19 protein-coding genes are annotated in these 18988 nt (G+C 67.6%); 16 read left to right on the forward strand and 3 right to left on the reverse strand.

What is annotated here, in order from left to right; translation table 11 throughout:
• Positions 1–5 precede the first annotated feature (5 nt).
• Complete coding sequence (gene cofD / locus AWC08_RS24040) at positions 6–1004, reverse strand: 2-phospho-L-lactate transferase (RefSeq protein ID WP_069434658.1); 999 nt, start codon at positions 1002–1004, stop codon at positions 6–8.
• A 358-nt stretch (positions 1005–1362) separates the two neighbouring features.
• Between cofD and AWC08_RS24045 the strand changes: the two genes are divergently transcribed.
• On the forward strand, positions 1363–1707 hold the full coding sequence (locus AWC08_RS24045) for a WhiB family transcriptional regulator (protein ID WP_065135557.1): 345 nt from the start codon (positions 1363–1365) through the stop codon (positions 1705–1707).
• 15 nt (positions 1708–1722) lie between these two features.
• Here the strand turns inward: AWC08_RS24045 and AWC08_RS24050 are convergent, their stop codons facing one another.
• The gene (locus AWC08_RS24050; protein ID WP_065135556.1) at positions 1723–2142 is read right to left on the reverse strand and encodes a metallopeptidase family protein; all 420 of its coding nucleotides are present in this window, start codon (positions 2140–2142) and stop codon (positions 1723–1725) included.
• Between the two features lie 175 nt (positions 2143–2317).
• Between AWC08_RS24050 and AWC08_RS24055 the strand changes: the two genes are divergently transcribed.
• The 4 genes from AWC08_RS24055 to manA are packed head-to-tail and all read left to right on the forward strand — an operon-like array spanning position 2318 to position 6549.
• The gene (locus AWC08_RS24055; protein ID WP_197522035.1) at positions 2318–2800 is read left to right on the forward strand and encodes a DUF3499 domain-containing protein; all 483 of its coding nucleotides are present in this window, start codon (positions 2318–2320) and stop codon (positions 2798–2800) included.
• Positions 2801–2856: 56 nt separating this feature from the next.
• Positions 2857–4248 (forward strand): phosphomannomutase/phosphoglucomutase, encoded by a 1392-nt coding sequence (locus AWC08_RS24060; protein WP_069434657.1) that lies wholly within the window; start codon positions 2857–2859, stop codon positions 4246–4248.
• Positions 4245–5315, forward strand: coding sequence for a TobH protein (locus tag AWC08_RS24065; RefSeq protein WP_069434656.1), 1071 nt, complete (start codon positions 4245–4247; stop codon positions 5313–5315). The genes AWC08_RS24060 and AWC08_RS24065 overlap by 4 nt, the downstream gene beginning before the upstream one ends.
• 7 nt (positions 5316–5322) lie before the next feature.
• Positions 5323–6549: a mannose-6-phosphate isomerase, class I gene (gene manA / locus AWC08_RS24070; RefSeq protein WP_065135552.1), complete on the forward strand. Its 1227-nt coding sequence runs from the start codon at positions 5323–5325 to the stop codon at positions 6547–6549.
• Here the strand turns inward: manA and AWC08_RS24075 are convergent.
• The gene (locus AWC08_RS24075; protein WP_085088286.1) at positions 6533–7945 is read right to left on the reverse strand and encodes an FAD-dependent oxidoreductase; all 1413 of its coding nucleotides are present in this window, start codon (positions 7943–7945) and stop codon (positions 6533–6535) included. The genes manA and AWC08_RS24075 overlap by 17 nt on opposite strands.
• Before the next feature lie 59 nt (positions 7946–8004).
• Here AWC08_RS24075 and AWC08_RS24080 point away from each other — a divergent pair, with 59 nt between their 5' ends.
• The 11 genes from AWC08_RS24080 to AWC08_RS24130 form a co-directional block, all read left to right on the forward strand.
• Complete coding sequence (locus AWC08_RS24080; RefSeq protein WP_069435428.1) at positions 8005–9489, forward strand: amino acid permease; 1485 nt, start codon at positions 8005–8007, stop codon at positions 9487–9489.
• Positions 9490–9601: 112 nt separating this feature from the next.
• Positions 9602–10837 (forward strand): alkane 1-monooxygenase, encoded by a 1236-nt coding sequence (locus AWC08_RS24085; RefSeq protein ID WP_065135549.1) that lies wholly within the window; start codon positions 9602–9604, stop codon positions 10835–10837.
• Positions 10834–11007, forward strand: coding sequence for a rubredoxin (locus AWC08_RS24090; protein ID WP_065135548.1), 174 nt, complete (start codon positions 10834–10836; stop codon positions 11005–11007). The genes AWC08_RS24085 and AWC08_RS24090 overlap by 4 nt, the downstream gene beginning before the upstream one ends.
• A gap of 6 nt (positions 11008–11013) precedes the next feature.
• Positions 11014–11196, forward strand: a complete 183-nt coding sequence (locus tag AWC08_RS24095) for a rubredoxin (protein ID WP_055576520.1) — start codon at positions 11014–11016, stop codon at positions 11194–11196.
• Between the two features lie 29 nt (positions 11197–11225).
• Positions 11226–11843 carry a TetR family transcriptional regulator AlkX gene (gene alkX, locus AWC08_RS24100; protein ID WP_172835206.1) on the forward strand — a complete coding sequence of 206 codons (618 nt, stop codon included), beginning with the start codon at positions 11226–11228 and terminating at the stop codon, positions 11841–11843.
• A gap of 103 nt (positions 11844–11946) precedes the next feature.
• The gene (gene ahcY / locus AWC08_RS24105) at positions 11947–13425 is read left to right on the forward strand and encodes an adenosylhomocysteinase (RefSeq protein ID WP_069435427.1); all 1479 of its coding nucleotides are present in this window, start codon (positions 11947–11949) and stop codon (positions 13423–13425) included.
• A 94-nt stretch (positions 13426–13519) separates the two neighbouring features.
• Positions 13520–14164, forward strand: a complete 645-nt coding sequence (locus AWC08_RS24110) for a dTMP kinase (RefSeq protein WP_085088290.1) — start codon at positions 13520–13522, stop codon at positions 14162–14164.
• Between the two features lie 80 nt (positions 14165–14244).
• Complete coding sequence (gene mtrA / locus AWC08_RS24115; RefSeq protein ID WP_015354856.1) at positions 14245–14931, forward strand: two-component system response regulator MtrA; 687 nt, start codon at positions 14245–14247, stop codon at positions 14929–14931.
• Between the two features lie 24 nt (positions 14932–14955).
• Complete coding sequence (mtrB, locus tag AWC08_RS24120) at positions 14956–16623, forward strand: MtrAB system histidine kinase MtrB (RefSeq protein ID WP_069435553.1); 1668 nt, start codon at positions 14956–14958, stop codon at positions 16621–16623.
• On the forward strand, positions 16620–18380 hold the full coding sequence (lpqB, locus tag AWC08_RS24125) for an MtrAB system accessory lipoprotein LpqB (protein ID WP_065135543.1): 1761 nt from the start codon (positions 16620–16622) through the stop codon (positions 18378–18380). Before mtrB ends, lpqB begins: the two co-directional genes overlap by 4 nt.
• A 111-nt stretch (positions 18381–18491) precedes the next feature.
• On the forward strand, positions 18492–18988 hold a 497-nt coding region (locus AWC08_RS24130), incomplete at its 3' end, for a PE family protein (protein WP_142283779.1).

Below are 18988 nucleotides of genomic sequence, written 5' to 3' on the forward strand. Positions count from 1 at the left end.
CGCGGTCACACCGTCACGCCCGCAAGGTCCAGCCCGGCGCGCACCATGTCGGCCGTCGCCGCGGGGTCGCTCATCAACAGGGGAACGGCGCGCACCGCGACGCCGTCGATATCCGCGCTGTCACCGTCGTGCACCAGCCAGCAGTCCAGTATCCCGGTGGCGGCGCGGGCGCCGTAGTGCCGGCCCACCGCCTGCGCGGTAGAGTCCACCCCGATGACGGACAGGCAGGCATCGGCCATGCCGCGCAAGGGTTTTCCGCCGATAATGGGGGAGTACCCCACGACGGGGGCCGGTGCCGAGCGCAGCGCGCCACGGACGCCGGGCACGGCTAGGATGGCGCCGACGCTGACCACCGGATTCGACGGCGCCACCATGATGACATCGGCTTCGGCGATTGCTGTCAGCGCTTCACTTGTCGCCGTTGCCTTTTCGGCGCCGACGAACGCGAAGCTGTGAGTGGGCACCTGGGCGCGGTGGCGCACCCACCACTCCTGGAAATGGATCGCCCGCCGGTTGGCAGTGGCTGGATCGGAAGCGGGATCGGTGATCACCACATGGGTCTCGCACCGGTCGTCGCTGGCCGGCAGCAACCGCGCCCCCGGTTGCCATCGATCGCACAGTGCCGTGGTGATCTGCGACAGCGGATAGCCGGCGTTGAGCATCTGGGTGCGGACCAGGTGGGTGGCCAGGTCGCGATCGCCGAGCATGAACCAGTCCGGCTGAACACCATAGCGGTCGAGTTCCTCTTTGGCATGCCAGGTTTCGTCGCGATGGCCCCAGCCCCGCTCCGGGTCCACGCCGCCGCCGAGGGTGTACATGCAGGTGTCGAGGTCCGGGCAGACGCGCACGCCATGTATCCAGGCATCGTCGCCGATGTTGACGACGGCACTGAGTTCATGGCCGGCATCCTCGCCGCGAGCAAACTGGCCCAGGCCGAGCAACCGCTGCACTCCGAGCAGGAAGCGGGCACCCCCGACGCCCCCGACCAGAACAGTGACTTTCACACCAGGACAGTACCTGCCCGACGGGACACGTTAGGGTGGGGTGATTCTTGTTAACCAATGTGGCGCAAGGGACTTGTGATCAATTCGTACCCGACACGCCGTGATTCACGGACAACAGAATCGCCGAAATTCGATCACGAGATGGTATGGAAATGCGCCGAAGTGCTTGACCAGGGTCCCCGGCCCGTGTCTAATCACATCAGTGTCATTTCCCGGTTGGCCGGCCGGTTCCGGTGTCGCAGACCGAGATTCGATCACTTGTTCGAATTGGGCATCTGTACATCAGAACAGTGGGAAACCATTTCACTCTCTATCTGTGAGGAGGCGGAGCATGTCCTATGAGTACCTTCGGGGCGTAATGGGAGGCACACCGCACACCACTCCCGAGCCGGCTGAAACCATCATGCCGCCTGTCCGTCCTCATCTGAGCGTGGTCCCCGATGCGCCCGTCGCATTCGAGCCGGAGCCCATCGAGGAGATCCCTGCCGATCAATGGCAGGACAAAGCGCTGTGCGCGCAGACCGACCCGGAAGCCTTCTTCCCGGAGAAGGGTGGGTCCACCCGCGAGGCTAAGAAGATCTGCCTGGGTTGCGAGGTCCGGCACGAATGCCTGGAGTACGCCCTGGCGCACGACGAGCGGTTCGGCATCTGGGGTGGCCTGTCCGAACGCGAACGTCGCCGTCTCAAGCGCGGCATCATCTAACCGCCGATCGCCCGCTCAGTCGTCGATCGTGGGGTCGATGACCGAAGGTTCCACGTCCAGATAGATGGCCACCTGGGCCACCAGGATTTCATGCAGCAAGTCACCGAGTTCGACGGTGTCTTTAGCCCGTCGCTCGATGGGCTTGCGGAACAACACAATTCGCGCCCGCGTGGCATTCCCCCGAACATCGACGCCGGCCGGTATCAGCCGCGCCAGGGCGATCGGCCCGTCGGCGATCACTTCCGGCGGCCACTGCACGCTGTAGGGGTCCTTGGCCGAGATGCGCGGAATCTCATCCACCGCGACGTCGAGTTCACCGACCCGGTCCTGCCAGCGCCGCTCGATCGGCTCGTAGGCCTCCAGCACCGCCATGTCGAACCGCTCGGCCCGGCTGCGCCAGCCCGGCACCGTCGGCGGCAGCAACGGCCCCCGCACATCGCGGCCCCGCCGGCGTCCCGGCCGGCCCCGGGGCCCGGATGGAAGAGCCGATCTTTCCCCGCTCACGCGCCGATGGTAACGGTTGGATGTTGATGGTAACGGTTGGACATCGCCCCCGCCGATGCGCGTGTCCGCCGCTGCGGCGGCGTTTTCCCGCGATAGCCTTTCGAGCGTGAACGTACCCCGACGCTGCTGCCGGCCCGGGTGTCCGCATTATGCAGTGGCAACGTTGACGTTCGTCTACTCGGACTCGACGGCGGTGGTCGGCCCGCTCGCTACCGCGCGGGAACCGCACTCGTGGGATCTGTGTGTCAACCATGCCGGCCGCATCACGGCACCGCGGGGCTGGGAACTGGTTCGCCATGCCGGGCCGCTGCCGACCCATCCCGATGAGGATGACGAACTCGTTGCGCTCGCCGACGCCGTGCGCGAGGGGGGCGCGGCGGTCACGCGTACCCCCGCTCTGGTCAACGGCTTCGTCGCCAGCGACGGCTTCGACGACGTACCGCGCTCCGCCGGAACCGTCGCCGACTCCCACCTGCACCACGCTGGCGCCCACGCGACCGCGCCGAGCGGTCATCTGCTCGCACCGCCCGAACACCGCAACGGACGCCGACGTGGTCACCTTCGGGTGCTGCCGGATCCTCCTGGCTAGCCGATAGGCTGGCGGCCTAACAGTTCAACCCCCAAGGTCGTCAGGAGCACCGCAGAATGTCGTGGCCCGCCGAGGCTGTCCACCGTGTCATCAAGGCCTACGACGTCCGCGGGCTGGTCGGCGAACAGATCAACGAGGCGCTGGTCACCGACGTCGGGGCCGCGTTTGCCCGGCTGATGCGCAGTGAAGGCGCGAGCCAGGTGGTGATCGGCCACGACATGCGCGACAGTTCACCGTCGCTGTCGGCGGCGTTCGCCGCGGGAGTCACCGGCCAGGGGCTGGACGTGGTGCGCATCGGTTTGGCCTCCACCGACCAGTTGTATTTCGCCTCCGGGTTGCTCGACTGCCCCGGAGCCATGTTCACCGCGAGCCACAACCCGGCGGCCTACAACGGCATCAAACTGTGCCGGGCCGGCGCCAAACCGGTCGGCGCCGACACCGGGTTGACGACCATCAGCGAGGACCTGATCGCCGGGGTGCCCGGTCACCAGGGGCCGTCGGGATCGGTCACCGACAAAGATGGGCTGGCCGACTACGGGACGTTCCTGCGCTCGCTGGTCAATACCACCGACCTGCGCCCGTTGCGGGTCGCGGTGGACGCCGGCAACGGCATGGCCGGTCACACCGCCCCGGCGGTGCTCGGTGCGATCGACTCGATCACATTGCTGCCCTTGTACTTTGAGCTGGACGGGACGTTCCCCAATCACGAGGCCAATCCACTGGATCCGGCGAACCTGGTGGATCTGCAGAACTATGTGCGCGAGACCGGCGCCGATATCGGGCTGGCATTCGACGGCGACGCCGACCGCTGCTTCGTCGTCGACGAGCGTGGCCGGCCGGTCTCGCCGTCGACGGTGACCAGCCTGGTCGCCGCCCGCGAACTGGGCCGCGAGATCGGCGCCACGGTGATCCACAACGTGATCACCTCGCGCGCGGTGCCCGAACTGGTGACCGAGCGCGGCGGCACGCCGCTGCGCTCGCGGGTCGGGCACTCCTATATCAAGGCCCTGATGGCCGAAACCGGTGCCATCTTCGGCGGTGAACACTCGGCGCACTACTACTTCCGCGACTTCTGGGGCGCCGATTCCGGCATGCTGGCCGCGCTGTACGTGCTGGCCGCACTCGGCGAACAACATCGCCCGCTGTCCGAGCTGACGGCGGACTACCAGCGATACGAATCGTCCGGTGAGATCAACTTCACCGTCGCCGACGCACCGGCGTGCGTGGACGCCGTGTTGAAGACGTTTGCGAGCCGCATCCAGTCCATCGATCACCTGGACGGCGTGACAGTCGATCTCGGTGACGGCAGCTGGTTCAACCTGCGCAGCTCCAACACCGAGCCGCTCTTGCGGCTGAATGTGGAGGGGCGCAGCATCGAGGATGTGGATGCGGTGGTCGCGCAGGTCAGTGCCGAAATTGCGGCTCAGGGCAGCGAGGCCGCTCCGTGAGTGCGGTCGGTGCCGTTGATCTCGAGGATGCCGACGGCCTGATCGCCGCCGACCGCGACGGCCTGCTTCGGGCGGCGTCGATGGCCGGTGCCCAGGTGCGCGCCGTGGCGGCCGCTCTCAGCGAAGGCGAACTGGACGCGCTGCGCGGTGAGGACCGGGTGCACAGCGTGATCTGGGTGGCCGGCCGCGGCACCGCCGAGACCGCCGGCGCCTTGCTGGCGGCGACGCTGGCGACGGTCGCCGCCGAGCCGATCGCGCTGGTCACCGAGGCGCCGCCGTGGGTCGGCCCGCTCGACGTGCTGATCGTCGCCGGTGACGATCCCGGTGACCCCGCGCTGGTCGGCGCGGCCGCGACCGGCGTGCGCCGCGGGGCGCGGGTGGTGGTGGTCGCGCCGTTCGAGGGTCCGCTGCGTGACTCCACGGCCGGCCGGGTCGCGGTGCTCTCGCCGCGCCTGCCGGGACCCGAGGAATTCGGCCTGTGCCGGTATCTGGCTGCCGGTCTGGCCGTGCTGCAGACCGTCGACGCGCGGTTGAGCATCGATCTGGGTGCGCTGGCCGACGAACTGGACGCCGAGGCCCTGCGCAACAGCGCGGGCCGCGATCTGTTCACCAACCCGGCCAAGACGCTGGCCGCCCGCATGACCGAGAGTCAGGTCGCACTCGCCGGCGACAACGCGGCGACCCTGGCGCTGGCCCGCCACGGTAGCTCGGTCCTGCTGCGGGTCGCGCAGCAGGCCGCCGCGGCAGCCGGTCTGGGCGACGCGGTGGCGGCCTTGCGCAACGGGCCGCGCGGGTTCGCCGATCCCGCCGATGCCCTGTTCCACGACGAGCAGATCGACGGCCCGCTGCCCCAGCGACTGCGGGTCCTGGCACTGACGCTGGCCAGCGAGCGGACGGTGGTGTCCGCGCGGGTGGCCGGGCTCGACGACGTCTATCTGGTTGGTGCGGAGGACATGCAGGATCCGGCCGCCGCGCCGACCGCCGCGGTGCGCGCCGAACAGCAACTGGCAGTATTGGCCGTTCGGCTGGAGATGGCCGCGGTTTACCTGCGATTGGCACGGGGATAGATAGACGGTGGAACTGCTACGCGGAGCGTTACGGACGTACGCCTGGGGATCACGCACCGCTATAGCCGAATTCACCGGGCGGCCGGTGCCGGCCGCGCATCCCGAGGCCGAACTGTGGTTCGGCGCTCACCCGGGTGACCCGGCCTGGCTGGAGACGCCGGAGGGCGAAGTTTCGCTGTTGACCGCGCTTACCGACGACCCCGAGGGGCAGCTGGGTCCGGCGTCGCGGGCACGGTTCGGCAACACCCTGCCGTTCCTGGTCAAGGTGCTGGCCGCCGACGAGCCGCTGTCGCTGCAGGCGCACCCGAGCGCCGCGCAGGCGCTCGAGGGTTTCGCCCGCGAAGAGCGACTCGGAATTCCGGTCAACTCGCCGGTGCGCAACTATCGCGACACCAGCCACAAGCCTGAGCTGTTGGTGGCGTTGGCCCCGTTCGAGGCGCTGGCCGGATTCCGCCAGGCGTCGCGTACCACCGAGTTGCTGCGGGCGCTGAACGTGTCCGATCTCGACCCGTTCATCGACCTGCTCAACGACCAGTCCGATGCGGACGGACTGCGCGCGCTGTTCACCACCTGGATCACCGCGCCCCAACCCGACCTCGACGTGCTGGTGCCGGCCGTTATCGACGGCGCCATTCAGTACATCAGTTCGGGGGCAACGGAATTCGCAGCCGAGGTGAAGACGCTGCTGGAACTGGGGGAGCGCTACCCCGGTGATGCCGGTGTGCTCGCGGCGCTGTTGCTCAACCGCATCACCTTGGCCCCCTGCGAGGCGATCTTCCTGCCGGCCGGAAACCTGCACACCTACCTTCGTGGGTTTGCGGTAGAAGTGATGGCCAACTCCGACAACGTGCTACGCGGTGGGCTGACGCCCAAGCACGTCGATGTCCCCGAACTGCTGCGGGTGCTGGACTTCACGCCGACCGCCGAAGCGCAGCTGCGCCCGTTGATCCGCCGCGACGGCCTGGAACGGATTTACGACACCCCCACCGCCGAGTTCGCGCTGGCGCTGCTGGTGCTCGACACCGATCACCTCGGTCACGAGGTCGACGCGGCATCCAGTCACGACGGGCCGCAGATCCTGCTGTGCACCGAGGGTGCGCTGACCGTGCACGGCAAATCCGGGTCGTTGACTCTCGAGCGCGGCGCGGCAGCATGGGTCGGCGCCGACGACGGCCCCATCCGGCTGTCCGCCCAGCGACCGGCCAAGCTGTTCCGGGCTACCGTGGGCTTGTGACCGCGCGCCGCTCCTGACCCTGCGCGCGCAGTTCCCGGCGTTCTTTGAGCCAGAGCCGCATGTTGTGCGCCATCGTGCGCCCGATCAGCTTCGCCGGCGGAACCATATAGAGACTGTCCAGTAGCGAGAACCGGCGCAAAAACCATTCCGCCAGAACGGGATCCGTTTCGGCGGCACCGAGGAACTGGTCGAACAGTCCGCCGACCGGCCGCCACCACCGGGGTTCGGGGTGCCCGGTGGCATGGTGCAGCGCCACGTCGCCGATGGCGTTCATCATCCAGACCGGGAAAGTGGTCTTGGCAGTGAACCGAGCGAGGGTGGCCGCAAGATCCCCGTCCGGTGCCGCCAGCGCGCGGCGCAGGTTGCCCGCCTGAATCGAGGTCATCGTCATGCCCTGGCCGAACGTCGGGTTGAAACTGGCCACGGCGTCACCGAACGGCACGATCCCGGCCGGGAAGCGCTCCAGCTTGTGGTAGCGGCGCCACCTGCTCACCGGGAAGGCGTGATACGCCGGTTCCCCGATTGGCTCGGCGTGCGCGAGTGCGGCGTTGAAGTGCTCCGGCAGCAGATCCTCTGCCAGCGCCAGCATTTCGGGGAAGGTGCGCGGCGGCTTCTCATGCGCCACCCCGAAGGTGGTCAGCACCCAGGTGCGGTCCTCGTAAAAGAGCATGCCCAGCCCCAGCGACTTGTCGTGCGAGGCGCCCGCGACCACCACCTTCTCGGCGATCAGCCCTTCAGGCATGCGGAATTGGTGTGTGGCGTAATTGATCCCGATGTCGACAGTCGCCTCGGGGGCGCGCTGATAACCCCACTGGTCCAGCCACACCGGCAGCCGGGTGCCACGACCGGCGGCGTCGACCACCAGATCGGCGGGGACGAACTCCGGCTCCGTACCGGCGACCGCCGGGTCCAGCAGCACGCCGGTAACCCGCTGCAGCGCGGGTTCGAAGCGCGGCTCGGCGACCGGGCGCTGCACAATCTGGACGTTGTCGATCTCCAGGACGCGGCGCCGGATCTGCCACTCCAGGTGCGGGCGGCTTGGCACGTAGGCGGTGAACTCGTCGCGCAGGGTGTGCCCGGTTCCCAGGACGTGGCCGGCCGCACCCAGGTGAATGCAGTCCGGGCGGTTCTCCAGCATCGGCACGCCTGCCGACACCATGTCGTCCAGCAGGCCGGGGAACAGACTCTCGAATTCGTTGGCGCCGCGCGCCATCAGCATGTGCAGGTGGCGGTCCTGGGGGACGGTGGCGCGGTTGGCCGGACCGCTCGGCAGGTCGTCCCGCTCGAAGACCGTGACCCGTTCGTAGAAGTCGGACAGCACCCGGGCCGCGGACAGCCCGGCAATGCTCGCGCCGATCACTACCGCATGATTCTTGTTCTCTACGCTCCCCACCATGCCCGAAGAGTACCCAGTACTGTGCGGACACAAATGCAGGTGACGGAAGGGGCGGGCTGATGTCCGGTCGCTGGCGCACGAAATCGGTCGAACAATCGATTGCCGACACCGACGAGCCGGGGACCCGGCTCCGCAAGGATCTGACCTGGCTTGACCTGGTGGTCTTCGGTGTCTCGGTGGTGATCGGGGCCGGGATCTTCACCGTCACCGCCTCCACCACCGGCGACATCACCGGCCCGGCCATCTGGATCTCGTTTCTGATCGCGGCGGGGACCTGTGCGCTGGCCGCGCTGTGCTACGCCGAATTCGCGTCCACCCTGCCGGTGGCCGGCAGCGCCTACACCTTCTCCTATGCCACCTTCGGGGAGTTTCTGGCCTGGATCATCGGCTGGAACCTGGTGCTGGAGTTGGCAATCGGTGCGGCGGTGGTCGCCAAGGGCTGGTCCAGCTACCTGGGTACGGTCTTCGGCTTCGCCGGCGGCACGGTGGCGCTAGGGCCGATCGAGTTCGACTGGGGCGCGCTGCTGATCGTCGCGCTGGTGGCGGTTCTGCTGGCATTGGGCACCAAGCTGTCGTCGCGGTTCTCCGCAGTGGTGACCGCCATCAAGGTGGCGGTGGTCATCCTGGTCGTGATCGTCGGTTCCTTCTACATCAAGGCGTCCAACTACACGCCGTTCATCCCCAAGCCTGAGGCCGAGCACCAGGGCCGGGGGCTGGATCAGTCGGTGCTGTCGCTGCTGACCGGCGCCGGCGGCAGTCACTACGGCTGGTACGGCGTGCTGGCCGGTGCCTCGATCGTGTTCTTCGCATTCATCGGATTCGACATCGTGGCGACCATGGCCGAGGAAACCAAGAACCCGCAACGCGACGTCCCGCGCGGCATCCTGGCCTCACTGGGGGTGGTGACGCTGCTGTATGTGGCCGTGGCGGTGGTGCTGTCGGGCATGGTGTCCTACACCCAGCTGCGCAGCGTCTCCGGGCATGGTCAGGCGAACCTGGCCACCGCGTTCAAGGCCAACGGCATCTACTGGGCCAGCGGGATCATCTCGGTCGGGGCGCTGGCCGGCCTGACCACGGTGGTGATGGTGCTCATGCTCGGCCAGTGCCGGGTGCTGTTCGCGATGGCGCGCGACGGCCTGCTGCCCCGCGGGCTGGCCAAGACCGGCTCCCGCGGCACCCCGGTCCGGATCACCGTGCTGGTCGCGGTGGTGATCGCGGCGACGGCCTCGGTGTTTCCGATCAACAAGCTCGAAGAGATGGTCAACGTCGGCACGCTGTTCGCCTTCGTCCTGGTGTCCGCCGGCGTCATCGTGCTGCGCCGGACCCGGCCCGACCTGCCGCGGGGTTTCCGGGCGCCCTGGGTGCCGGTGCTCCCGGTCGCGTCGGTGTGCGCGTGTCTGTGGCTGATGCTCAACCTGACCGCGCTGACCTGGCTGCGGTTCGGCATCTGGTTGCTGGCCGGGATAGCGATCTACGTGGGCTACGGCCGCCGGCATTCGGTGCAGGCGCGCCGCGAGAAGGGCGACCGCGACGTGGACATATAGGCAATATTTGGATACTTAGTTTACAAAATGACGTCTGGTGTCTAGACACGAGACGTGAACGGTTGTAATGTCCAACCTCAAGTGGTGACACTCACACAAGGAGGTATGGCGTATGACCACACAAATCGACGGCACTTCGGAGGTGCCGACCACCGAGTGGCGCGACAAGAAGCGCTACCTATGGCTGATGGGTCTGATTGCCCCGACAGCCCTTTTCGTGATGCTGCCGGTGATCTGGGGCCTCAACCAGCTCGGCTGGCACACCGCGGCGCAACTGCCGCTGTGGATCGGGCCGTTCCTGGTCTACATCCTGCTGCCGCTGCTGGACCTGCGGTTCGGCCCCGACGGCCAGAACCCGCCGGACGAGGTCATGGAGCGGTTGGAAAACGACAAGTACTACCGCTACTGCACCTACATCTACATACCGTTCCAGTACGCCAGCGTGATCCTGGGTGCCTACCTGTTCACCGCGTCGAACCTGCACTGGCTGGGTTATGAGGGCGGACTGGGCTGGCTGGGCAAGATCGGCGTGGCGCTCTCGGTGGGCGTCCTCGGTGGCGTCGGCATCAACACCGCACACGAGATGGGGCACAAGAAGGACTCGCTGGAGCGCTGGCTGTCCAAGATCACTCTGGCTCAGACCGCTTACGGCCACTTCTACATCGAGCACAACCGCGGCCACCACGTGCGCGTCTCCACCCCGGAGGACCCCGCCTCGGCCCGCTTCGGCGAGACGTTCTGGGAATTCCTGCCCCGCAGCGTCATCGGCAGCGCCCGCTCGTCGATCCACCTGGAGGCGCAGCGCATCCGCCGGCTCGGCAAGAGCCCCTGGGACCCGCGGACCTACCTGGGCAACGACGTGCTGAACGCCTGGGCGATGACGGTGGTGCTGTTCGGCGCGCTGATCGCGGCCTTCGGTGTGAGCGTGATCCCGTTCCTGGTGATCCAGGCGATCTTCGGCTTCAGCCTGCTGGAAGCCGTCAACTACCTCGAGCACTACGGCTTGCTGCGGCAGAAGAACGCTAACGGCCGCTACGAGCGCTGCGCGCCGGTGCACAGCTGGAACTCCGACCACATCGTCACCAACCTGTTCCTGTACCACCTGCAGCGGCACAGCGACCACCACGCCAACCCCACGCGCCGCTACCAGACGCTGCGCAGCATGGAGGGTGCGCCCAACCTGCCCAGTGGGTACGCGTCGATGATCTCGCTGACCTACTTCCCGCCGCTGTGGCGCAAGGTGATGGACCACCGGGTGCTCGACCACTACGACGGCGACATCACCAAGGTCAACGTGCAACCGCGGCTGCGTAAGAAGCTGCTCGCCAAGTACGGAGTGGCGGCATGAGCGCCGCGTACAAGTGCCCCGTCTGCGACTACCGCTATGACGAGGCCAGAGGTGATGCCCGCGAAGGTTTCCCGGCCGGCACCGGCTGGGACCAGATCCCCGATGACTGGTGTTGTCCGGACTGCGCCGTCCGCGAGAAGCCCGATTTCGAACTAGTCCAGGAAGGATGACATGACATGAGTGACTACAAGCTCTACCAGTGCGTTCAGTGCGGGTTTGAGTACGACGAGGAGCTGGGCTGGCCCGAAGACGGCATTGCGCCCGGCACCCGGTGGGACGACATCCCCGAGGACTGGAGCTGCCCGGACTGCGGTGCCGCCAAGTCGGACTTCGTGATGGTGGAGGTCGCCCGCTCATGATCGGCACCAACTTCGCTGCGAAAACAGATATGGTCGCGCCTGTGAAGCGGATTCCCTACGCCGAAGCGTCCCGCGCCCTGTTGCGGGACTCGGTGCTCGACGCGATGCGGGATCTGCTGCTCAGCCGTGACTGGTCGGCCATCACGTTGTCCGACGTGGCCCGGGCCGCCGGGATCAGCCGGCAGACCATCTACAACGAGTTCGGCTCCCGCCAGGGCCTGGCGCAGGGTTACGCCCTGCGCCTGGCCGACCGGCTGGTCGACACCGTCAAGGGTGCGCTGGATGCCAACATCGGCAACATCTACGAGTCGTTCCTGCAGGGCTTCCGGGCCTTCTTTGCCGAGTCGGCGGCCGACCCGTTGGTGATCTCCCTGTTGACCGGTGTCGCCAAGCCCGACCTGCTGCAGCTCATCACCACCGACAGCGCGCCCATCATCAGTCGGGCGTCGACGCGGCTGGCCACGGCGTTCACCCAGACGTGGCTGGCCACCAGCGACGACGATGCCGGTGTGCTCTCGAGGGCGATCGTCCGGTTGTGCTTGAGCTACGTGTCCATGCCGCCCGAGGCCGACCACGACGTCGCGGCGGATCTGGCCAGGATGATGACCCCGTTCGCAGAGCGCCACGGCGTCATCAACGTGCCCTGACCAGGACGGCAAATGACCGGAGGCTACAGTGATTCCGGAGAGCAATGAGGCTGACGCAGCTGCTCGGATTCGCTTGAGCCCCCAAAGAAGGATGTAAACCCCTATGACGACGCTCGAAAATTCGCTGACCCCCGACGTTCGCAACGGCATCGATTTCAAGGTTGCCGACCTGTCGCTGGCGGATTTCGGCCGCAAAGAACTCCGGATCGCCGAGCACGAGATGCCCGGCCTGATGTCACTGCGCCGCGAATACGCCGAGGTGCAGCCGCTGAAGGGAGCCCGCATCTCGGGTTCGCTGCACATGACCGTCCAGACCGCGGTGCTGATCGAAACCCTCACCGCACTGGGTGCCGAAGTTCGGTGGGCGTCGTGCAACATCTTCTCGACCCAAGACCATGCGGCGGCCGCCGTCGTTGTCGGCCCGCATGGCACACCCGAAGAGCCCAAGGGTGTCCCGGTGTTCGCCTGGAAGGGCGAGACGCTCGAGGAGTACTGGTGGGCCGCCGAGCAGATGCTCACCTGGCCGGACGAGGACAAGCCGGCCAACATGATTCTTGACGACGGTGGCGACGCCACCATGATGGTGCTGCGCGGCATGCAGTACGAGAAGGCCGGCGTCGTGCCGCCCGCCGAGGAAGACGACTCGGCGGAATGGAAGATCTTCCTGGGCGTGCTGCGCAACCGCTTCGAGACCGACAAGGGCAAGTGGACCAAGATCGCCGAGTCGGTCAAGGGCGTCACCGAGGAGACCACCACCGGTGTGCTGCGCCTGTACCAGTTCGCCGCGGCCGGTGACCTCGCCTTCCCGGCGATCAACGTCAACGACTCGGTCACCAAGTCCAAGTTCGACAACAAGTACGGCACCCGGCACTCGCTGATCGACGGCATCAACCGCGGCACCGACGCCCTGATCGGCGGCAAGAAGGTGCTCATCTGTGGCTACGGCGACGTCGGCAAGGGCTGTGCCGAGGCCATGAAGGGCCAGGGCGCCCGCGTGCAGGTCACCGAGATCGACCCGATCAATGCGCTGCAGGCGATGATGGAGGGCTTCGACGTCGTGACCGTCGAGGACGCCATCGCCGACGCGGACATCGTCGTGACCTCGACCGGCAACAAAGACATCATCATGCTCGACCACATCAAGGCGATGAAGGACCACTCGATCCTGGGCAACATCGGCCACTTCGACAACGAGATCGACATGGCCGGCCTGGAGCGCTCCGGCGCGACCAGGACCAACATCAAGCCCCAGGTCGACCTGTGGACGTTCAAGGAGACCGGCCGCTCGGTCATCGTGCTGTCCGAGGGACGGCTGCTGAACCTGGGTAACGCCACCGGCCACCCGTCGTTCGTGATGAGCAACAGCTTCGCCAACCAGACGATCGCCCAGATCGAACTGTGGACCAAGAACGACGAGTACGACAACGAGGTGTACCGGCTGCCCAAGCACCTCGACGAGAAGGTGGCCCGCATCCACGTCGAGGCGCTCGGCGGAAAGCTGACCAAGCTGACCAAGGACCAGGCCGAATACCTGGGCGTCGACGTCGAGGGCCCGTACAAGCCGGACCACTACCGCTACTGATGGCGGCACCGGACGCCGATCGTGACGCCACAGTCACGTTCGGCGCCGAGTGCGACTGCAGCGTCATGTTCGAGGCAGCGACTAAGCTCGCGCCGTGCTGATCGCGATCGAAGGCGTCGACGGCTCCGGCAAGCGAACGCTGACCGACGGCCTGCGCCGGCGGTTGCACAGCGCGGGCAAGTCGGTGGCGACGCTGGCCTTCCCGCGCTACGGACAGTCGATCACCGCCGATCTCGCGGCCGAGGCACTGCACGGTCAGCACGGTGACCTCGCCGAGTCGGTGTACGGGATGGCGACGCTGTTCGCGCTCGACCGGGCCGGGGCCGTCGGTGAGATCGAGCGGCTGACCCGGGAGCACGATGTGGTGATTCTGGACCGCTATGTCGCCTCCAACGCGGCCTACAGCGCGGCCCGGCTGCATCAGGATGCGGCGGGGGACGCGGTGGCGTGGGTGCGCACGCTCGAGTACGAGCGGCTGGGTCTGCCGGTGCCGGACTGGCAGATTCTGCTCGCGGTGCCGGCCGAACTGGCCGGGCAGCGCGCCCGCAACCGGGCGGAGCGCGACCCGGGCCGGGCGCGGGACAGCTACGAACGCGACGACGGGCTGCAGCGCCGGACCGGCGCGGTGTACGCCGAACTGGCCGCGGCAAAGTGGTCCGGACGCTGGCTCGTGGTGGACGCGGAGGTCGATCCGGCCGCTCTGGCCACCTCCCTTTGGGGGTCCGAGACGGCCGTTTAGCACAATTTCGGCGCTATTTGGGCCTATCAATCGAGAAACACGCGTGTGGTAGCCGAGTTTTGTCCTGATCTGGTGACACCATGGACACCATGAGGCAAAGGATTCTCGTCGTCGACGACGACGCTTCGCTGGCCGAGATGCTCACCATCGTGTTGCGTGGGGAGGGTTTCGACACCGCGGTCATCGGCGATGGCACTCAGGCCCTGACCGCGGTGCGCGAGTTGCGCCCGGATTTGGTGCTGCTGGACTTGATGCTGCCCGGCATGAACGGCATCGATGTCTGCCGGGTGCTGCGTGCGGACTCGGGTGTGCCGATCGTCATGCTGACCGCCAAGACCGACACCGTGGACGTGGTGCTCGGCCTGGAGTCCGGCGCCGACGACTACATCATGAAGCCGTTCAAGCCCAAGGAGCTGGTGGCCCGGGTGCGGGCGCGGCTGCGCCGCAACGACGACGAGCCGGCCGAGATGCTGTCGATCGCCGACGTCGACATCGACGTGCCGGCGCACAAGGTCACCCGCAACGGAGAGCAGATCTCCCTGACGCCGCTGGAGTTCGACCTGCTGGTCGCGTTGGCGCGGAAACCGCGCCAGGTGTTTACTCGTGATGTGCTGCTCGAACAGGTCTGGGGATACCGGCACCCGGCGGACACCCGCCTGGTGAACGTGCACGTCCAGCGCCTGCGCGCGAAGGTCGAAAAGGATCCCGAGAACCCGACCGTGGTTCTGACCGTTCGAGGAGTGGGTTACAAGGCCGGCCCCCCGTGATCCGGCCGGGAGAGTGCGGTGTAGGTGATCTGGCGCTCGCCACGACGTAGTCGAGGTCGCTGGGGGCGTTCTGGCCCTCTGCCGCGCGGCTTGAGCGCTGTGAGCCGAGCCGTCGCCGTGGTTTGGCGCCGATCCCTGCAATTGCGTGTCGTTGCCCTCACCCTGGGCTTGTCGCTGGCCGTGATCCTGGCGCTGGGTTTCGTGCTGACCAGCCAGGTCACCAATCGCGTCCTCGACGTGAAGGTCAAGGCGGCGACCGATCAGATCGAGCGGGCGCGCGGCACCGTCAGCGGAATCGTCAACGGTGAAGAGACGCGCTCACTGGACAGCAGCCTGCAGCTGGCGCGCAACACCCTGACCTCGAAGACCGATCCCGCCTCCGGCGCCGGCCTGGCCGGAGCCTTCGACGCGGTGCTCATGGTGCCGGGCGACGGACCGCGGGCCGCTTCGACCGCGGGCCCGGTCGACCAGGTGCCCAACGCGTTGCGCGGCTTCGTCAAGGCCGGTCAGGCCGCTTATCAATACGCCACGGTGCACACCGACGGCTTCTCCGGTCCGGCGCTGATCGTCGGGACGCCGACATCGTCACGGGTGGCCAACCTCGAGCTGTACCTGATCTTCCCGCTGGCCAACGAACAGGCCACCATCACTCTGGTGCGCAGCACGATGGCCACCGGCGGCTTGGTGTTGCTGCTTCTGCTGGCTGGCATCGCGCTGCTGGTTTCCCGTCAGGTGGTGGTGCCGGTGCGGTCGGCGTCGCGGATCGCCGAGCGTTTCGCCGAGGGGCATCTGTCCGAACGCATGCCGGTCCGCGGCGAGGACGACATGGCGCGGCTGGCGGTGTCGTTCAACGACATGGCCGAAAGCCTGTCGCGACAGATCACTCAGCTCGAAGAGTTCGGCAACTTACAGCGTCGCTTCACCTCCGACGTCAGCCATGAGCTGCGCACGCCGCTGACCACCGTGCGGATGGCCGCCGACCTGATCTACGACCACAGCTCCGACTTGGATCCCGCGCTGCGGCGCTCCACCGAGCTGATGGTCAACGAACTGGACCGCTTCGAGACGCTGCTCAACGACCTGCTGGAGATCTCCCGGCACGACGCCGGCGTCGCCGAGTTGTCCGTGGAGGCGCTCGACCTGCGCACCACCGTCAATAAGGCGCTGACCAACGTCGGCCACCTCGCCGAGGAGGCCGGCATCGAGCTGCTGGTGGACATGCCTACCGACGAGGTGATCGCCGAAGTCGACGCCCGCCGGGTAGAACGCATTCTGCGCAACCTGATCGCCAACGCCATCGACCATGCCGAGCACAAGCCGGTGCGGATCCGGATGGCCGCCGACGAGGACACCGTCGCCGTCACGGTCCGCGACTACGGCGTCGGCCTGCGACCCGGCGAGGAGAAGCTGGTGTTCAGCCGGTTCTGGCGCTCCGACCCGTCCCGGGTGCGGCGCTCGGGGGGCACCGGGTTGGGGCTGGCGATCAGCATCGAGGACGCCCGCTTGCACCAGGGCCGACTGGAGGCCTGGGGCGAGCCCGGTCAGGGTGCTTGCTTCCGCCTGACGCTGCCGCTCGTGCGTGGGCACAAGGTCACCACCAGCCCACTGCCGATGAAGCCGATCCCGCAGCCGGCGCCGGCCGCCAACCCGGCTTCGGTCACCGAGCAGCGGACCCGGGAGCACGCCGGGTGAGGCGCGCGCTTCTCGCCCTGATGGCGACCGTCACCGTGCTTGCCGGTTGTGCGAGCGTGCCCAGTTCGTCGGCACCGCAGGCCATCGGCACCGTCGAGCGGCCGGCGCCGTCGAACCTGCCCAAGCCCACCCCGGGCATGGACCCCGATGTCCTGTTGCGCGAATTTCTCAAGGCGACCGCCGACCCGGCGAACCGGCATCTGGCGGCCCGGCAATTCCTCACCCAGTCGGCCTCCAACGCCTGGGACGACGCCGGTAGCGCGCTGCTGATCGACCACGTCGTGTTCGTCGAAACCCGTGGCGCCGAGCGTGTTTCGGCGACAATGCGGGCCGACATCCTGGGCTCGCTGTCCGACATCGGGGTCTTCGAGACCGCCGAGGGCCAGCTGCCGGATCCAGGCCAGATCGAGTTGGTCAAGACCTCTGGCGGATGGCGCATCGACCGGCTGCCCAACGGCGTCTTCCTGGACTGGCAACAGTTCCAGTCGACCTACAAGCGGAACACGCTCTACTTCGCCGACCCCACCGGCAAGACGGTGGTGCCCGACCCGCGCTATGTCGCGGTGTCCGATCATGACCAGCTGGCCACCGAGCTCATCTCCAAGATGCTGGCCGGGCCCCGCCCGGAGATGGCGCACACCGTGCGCAATCTGCTGGCTCCGCCGCTGCGCTTACGCGGCCCGGTCACCCGGGCCGACGGCGGCAAGAGCGGAGTCGGCAAGGGTTACGGCGGCGCCCGCATCGAACTGGAGAAGCTGTCCACCACCGACCCGCACAGCCGGGCTTTGCTTGCCGCGCAGATCATCTGGACGCTGGCGCGCGCCGACATCCGCGGGCCGTACGTGATCGACGCCGACGGCGCCCCGCTGGACGACCGGTTCGCCCAGGGCTGGAACACCTCCGACGTCGCCGCCACCGATCCGGGTGTGGCCGACGGCGCCGGCGCGGGTTTGCACGCGCTGGTGGGCGGGTCGCTGGTGGAGCTGGATGGACAGCACGTCACCACCGTGCCGGGAGCCTTCGGCCACATGGGTGACCAGACCGGGGCCGCGCTGTCGCGCAGCGGGCGGCAGGTGGCGTCGGTGGTGACGCTGCGCCGGGGCGCCCCGGACATGGCGGCGTCGCTGTGGATCGGGGACCTCGGCGGCGAGGCGGTCCAGTCCGCTGACGGCCACAACCTGTCGCGACCCAGTTGGTCGCTGGACGACGCGGTGTGGGTAGTGGTCGACGCCAACAACGTGCTACGGGCCATTCAGGAGCCCGCGACCGGGCAACCGGCCCGGATCCCCGTCGACTCCACCTCGGTGGCAAGTCGCTTCCCGGGGCCGATCACCGATCTGCAGCTCTCCCGGGACGGGACCCGCGCGGCGATGGTGATCGGGGGACAGGTGATCCTGGCCGGAGTCGAGCAGACCCAGGCCGGCCAGTTCGCCCTGACCTATCCGCGACGGTTGGGCTTCGGCCTGGGCACCTCGGTGGTGTCGCTGTACTGGCGAACCGGGGACGACATCGTGGTCACCCGCAACGATGCCACCCACCCGGTGTCCTACGTCAATCTCGACGGCGTCAACTCCGATGCGCCCGCACGCGGTCTGCAGATTCCCCTGTTCGCCATCGCGGCCAATCCGTCCACCGTGTATGTCGCCGGGCCGCAAGGCGTGCTGATGTACTCGGCGGCCGCCGCTGAGAATCAACAGGGCTGGTCAGAGGTCGCCGGCCTGATGATCGGCGGGGCAGCGCCGGTCCTGCCGGGATAACTGCGCACGCATCACATGCGTTGCCTACGTATACGTAGTTTTTGCGGCCGTTTCGGTGAGCAGGGCGATACGGTTCGGGTTGGCTTTCGTGTTCGCGATGGGAGTTGTTGAGTGTCGCTGGTGTGGGTGTCGGCTGAGGCGTTGGCGGGGGCGTCACGAAACGTATCCGCGGTGGGATTGGCGTTGGTTGAGGCGGAAACGGCTGCGGAGGCTGCGATTTCGGGTGTGGCGGCAGCTGCCGGAGATGACGTGTCTGCGGGTATTGCGGCGTTGTTCGGGGAGTACGGGCGTCAGTATTACCGGGTGAGTGCTTTGACGGTGGCGTTCGCGCAGGACTTCGGTGCGGCGCTGGCGGCAGGAGCGACTGCGTACGGGGGTGCCGAGGCGTTCAGCATGGAGCAGCTGGTGTTGGGGGTGATCAACGCGCCGACGCAGGCGATTGTGGGGCGCGCATTGATCGGTGATGGCTTGGCGGGCGGGCCGGGGCAGCCGGGAGGCCCCGGAGGCTTGTTGTGGGGTAACGGTGGACCGGGGGGTGCCGGGTTGCCCAGTGGAGCCGGCGGTGCTGGTGGGGCGGCAGGGTTGATCGGCCGCGGTGGGGTCGGTGG

Origin of the sequence: Mycobacterium gordonae (genome assembly GCF_002101675.1) — a bacterium.
Classification (GTDB): domain Bacteria; phylum Actinomycetota; class Actinomycetes; order Mycobacteriales; family Mycobacteriaceae; genus Mycobacterium; species Mycobacterium gordonae.